General features: G+C 64.8%; 5 protein-coding genes. 2 read left to right on the forward strand and 3 right to left on the reverse strand.

Translation table 11 applies throughout. The features are described from left to right. Positions 1–499 (reverse strand): hypothetical protein (locus QOD90_RS31225; protein WP_526356439.1); only part of this gene is annotated, 499 nt, incomplete at its 3' end. Between the two features lie 206 nt (positions 500–705). Between QOD90_RS31225 and QOD90_RS31230 the strand changes: the two genes are divergently transcribed. Next, the gene (locus QOD90_RS31230) at positions 706–1,380 is read left to right on the forward strand and encodes a Crp/Fnr family transcriptional regulator (RefSeq protein WP_526356441.1); all 675 of its coding nucleotides are present in this window, start codon (positions 706–708) and stop codon (positions 1,378–1,380) included. A gap of 45 nt (positions 1,381–1,425) precedes the next feature. Then, positions 1,426–1,623, forward strand: a complete 198-nt coding sequence (locus QOD90_RS31235) for an Rv3202a family protein (RefSeq protein WP_526356443.1) — start codon at positions 1,426–1,428, stop codon at positions 1,621–1,623. Between the two features lie 25 nt (positions 1,624–1,648). On the opposite strand, the gene QOD90_RS31240 is transcribed toward QOD90_RS31235, so the two are convergent. Further along, a complete protein-coding gene (locus QOD90_RS31240; RefSeq protein ID WP_526356445.1) occupies positions 1,649–2,191 on the reverse strand; it encodes a DUF2231 domain-containing protein in 543 nt (180 codons plus the stop codon). A gap of 112 nt (positions 2,192–2,303) precedes the next feature. Then, on the reverse strand, positions 2,304–3,038 hold a 735-nt coding region (locus QOD90_RS31245; protein ID WP_526356447.1), incomplete at its 5' end, for an ANTAR domain-containing protein.

The raw sequence follows: 3,038 nt of genomic DNA on the forward strand, positions 1-3,038 counted from the left end.
TCAATGCCCTTGCCCGGTAGAGCGCCTTGAAGGCGAGCGCGCCGGTGAGTGCGCCCGGCGCGGGACTGCTCACTCGAGCAACTACTTCGGTGCCGCGTCCCTGCGGGGCGTCGCGGAATTCGAGGACGATACCGGCGTCTGCACCGGCGCTCGCGTCGACGAATCGAAGACGGGCGTCATCCTCGGCGACGGTGACGCACTCCCACTCCGGCCCGTCGGATCCCTCGAACGTGAACTTCCAGCGCAACCGGTCAGGACCCGTGCTGGTGACGTCGGCGACGTCGCCGAAGATCTCCGAAAGCCGGTTTGGGTCCTGGAAGAGTGTCCGTACGTCCTCTTTCGAGGCGGCGATGGTGACCGCCTGCACACGCGAGTCGGCGACGGCGCCGTCCACTACCTTCTCGGCAACCTTGTCGACGAGCTGTTTGACGGCTTCCTTCTCGGCGACTTTGTCGACGAGCTGTTTGACGTGTTCCTTGGCGGTCTGAACCACGTTCACGAGCGTTCTCCCTCGGTATTCATGAACACGCTGCTACCCGGGGCGGCCGGCGTGAAACGCATCTAGCCCAGAGTCTTCGATTCGTTCTGACGAGCCAAGCTCGCGGCGGACAACCCGTTTCCTTGCCCGCTCAGGGGGTATCGACCGAGCACGAGGGTGGGTCACCGCACACCCAACTGGAGTTCCGACTTCTTCGAGGAGCGCACGTGGATTCGACTCTGGCTCAAGCCGCCATCTTCCGTGGGGTGGATCCGAGTGCGGTGCGTGCGCTCACCGAGGACCTGCCCGAAATGCAGGTCGGCACGGGACACGTGTTCTTCAGTCAAGGCGAACAGGGTGACCGGCTCTACGTCATCATCTCGGGAAAGGTCAAGGTGGGCAGGCGCTCATCGGAGGGGCGCGAGGCGTTCTTCACCTTGCGCGGCCCGTCGGAGTCCTTCGGCGAGCTGTCGGCGTTCGACCCGGGCCCTCGCACGTCGACCGCGACTGCCATCACCGAGGTGTGCGCAGTACCGGTGGACGGTGCCGTCCTGCGTTCGTGGGTCGCCGATCATCCCGAGGTTGCCGACCGGCTGCTTCGGGTGCTCGCCCGGCGACTGCGCCGGACCGACGACATCCTGTGCGATCTCATCCTCACCGACGTGCCGGGACGTACGGCCAAGCAGCTGCTCGGCCTGGCGCAGCGGTTCGGAGTTCAAGAGGATGGGGCGATCAGGGTGGCGCACGGTCTGACGCAGGAGGAACTGGCGCACCTCGTTGGTTCGTCCAGGGAAACGGTCAACAAGGTGTTGTCCGATTTCAGCCAGCGGGGGTGGATTCGATTGGAACGCAAGAGCATGGTGATCGCAGACTCCGAACACCTCGCGCGACGGGCGCGTTGAATCGGTGGTGATTGAGGACCGGCGGACGGGGTAAGGCCCTCAATCATGACGAGTTTCTCGGAAGGGCAATTCCCACCGGCCAAGCCGATGCCCGACGTAGCCGAACAGGAACGCTCTGCGTATCCAGAGGATGACGCGACGCTGGACGTCGACTACGTCAACGGTCGCAGCGACGAGGCGGTCAACCCCGCCGATCTCATCGAGCAGGCCATCGACATTCCGCTACCCGAGGCAGATCGCTAGACCGAAGGTGCCTTGGCGACGGCTGCTACGGGTCTAGGCCGGTTGCGGGCTTCATCGCGTCGGGCAGCTGTGCGGGGTGGTACTCCGGGGCTGGCTCGAGCTCGGTCTGGTTGCCAGTCACGTTGGCGCCGAGGCGATAGGTCAGATGGCCGCCGATCGCACCGCCTCCGCCTGCCGCCAGAAGTCCGAGAGCTCCAGTGCTACGGGCCAATCCGTCGGTGACCGTCCTACGGCGCCAGTACGACAGTGCGAACAGTGTGACCGCTGTCGCGTTGGCCAGCGCATGTGAAAGCCCGACTCTGCGCTGCACGGTGTTCAGGTTCGACCAGTCGCTCCATCCGGTGACGATTGCCGCCGGCGCCGCCATGGTTCCCAGCGCCACCAAGCGGCGTGCGGCGGCGCTCTGGCGTCCGGCGACGTCGAGTATGACCGCACTCGACCATGCGCCCAGCGGAACCATGACCAACGCCGGATGGATGGGATGACCAAGCCACTTGCCGCCGAGCGCGTTTCGGACCTTGCCCTGCCCGACTACGGGATCAAGCCGTCGTTTCACGGCGTCGCTCAACCGATCCAGAGTTGCCGCTGATTCGAGTGACTGCCAGAGTCGGTCGACGTTCATTGCACGTCAGTACCCGCACTAGCGGGGCTCAACCTCGTTTTGAGGCGCGGCCCGGGCCTCAACGGGTCTCGACGACGCGTCGCGCGATCAGCGCCACCTTTTCGTTGCTGTCCTGCGAGAGCTTGCGAATCATGTTGAAGGCTGCCACCGCGTCGATGCCGTAGCGCTCCATGATGATTCCCTTCGCCTGGCCGATGAGATCCCTGCTCGCCAACGCCGACTCGAACTGGTGGTATCGGTCGTCGGTGATGATCGCGACGGCGGCCTGGGTGGCCAACATGGCGCCGACGGTTTCGGATTCGCTGTCGAACTCGTGCGGTGCAAGCCCGAAGAGATTCAGAGCGCCCGCACCCCTTTCGTGCGTGTACAGCTGAAAGGACAGGATGCTGTGGATGCCGCGTCGCACCGCGCCCTCGGCGAACAGAGGCCAACGCTCATCGCCACGAAGGTCGCTGGACCTGACGATGGAATCGCCCACGGCGGCCTCGAGGCACGGCCCCTGTCCGGCGCTTCGCTGTAGTTGGTCGAGTTCCGTCACGATGGGGTTGGTCGGCGTCAACGAGCGAAATTCGCCATCGCTGATCGTGAGTACGTCGGCATAGTCGATGCCGTCGATGAGGTCCACCGCGGCGCCCGTCACCGCGGCCAACGTCGTCTCGAGATCGTGCTGGTGATCGAAGTGGGCCGCAATGGCGTTCATCGCCGTATGCAAGGCGGTGTCGTGATCGTCTCGGTTGGGCATCGGGCCTGCTTCCCTCTGCCGCGACGAGGATGACTTGCCTACGGTCAGTTC

This window comes from Mycobacterium sp., from assembly GCF_032161845.1.
Lineage (GTDB): Bacteria > Actinomycetota > Actinomycetes > Mycobacteriales > Mycobacteriaceae > Mycobacterium.

Excerpts from the sequence above, each read along its gene's own strand:
- QOD90_RS31235 (WP_526356443.1), top strand. The coding sequence starts at position 1,426 with ATGACGAGTTTCTCGGAAGGGCAATTCCCACCGGCCAAGCCGATGCCC.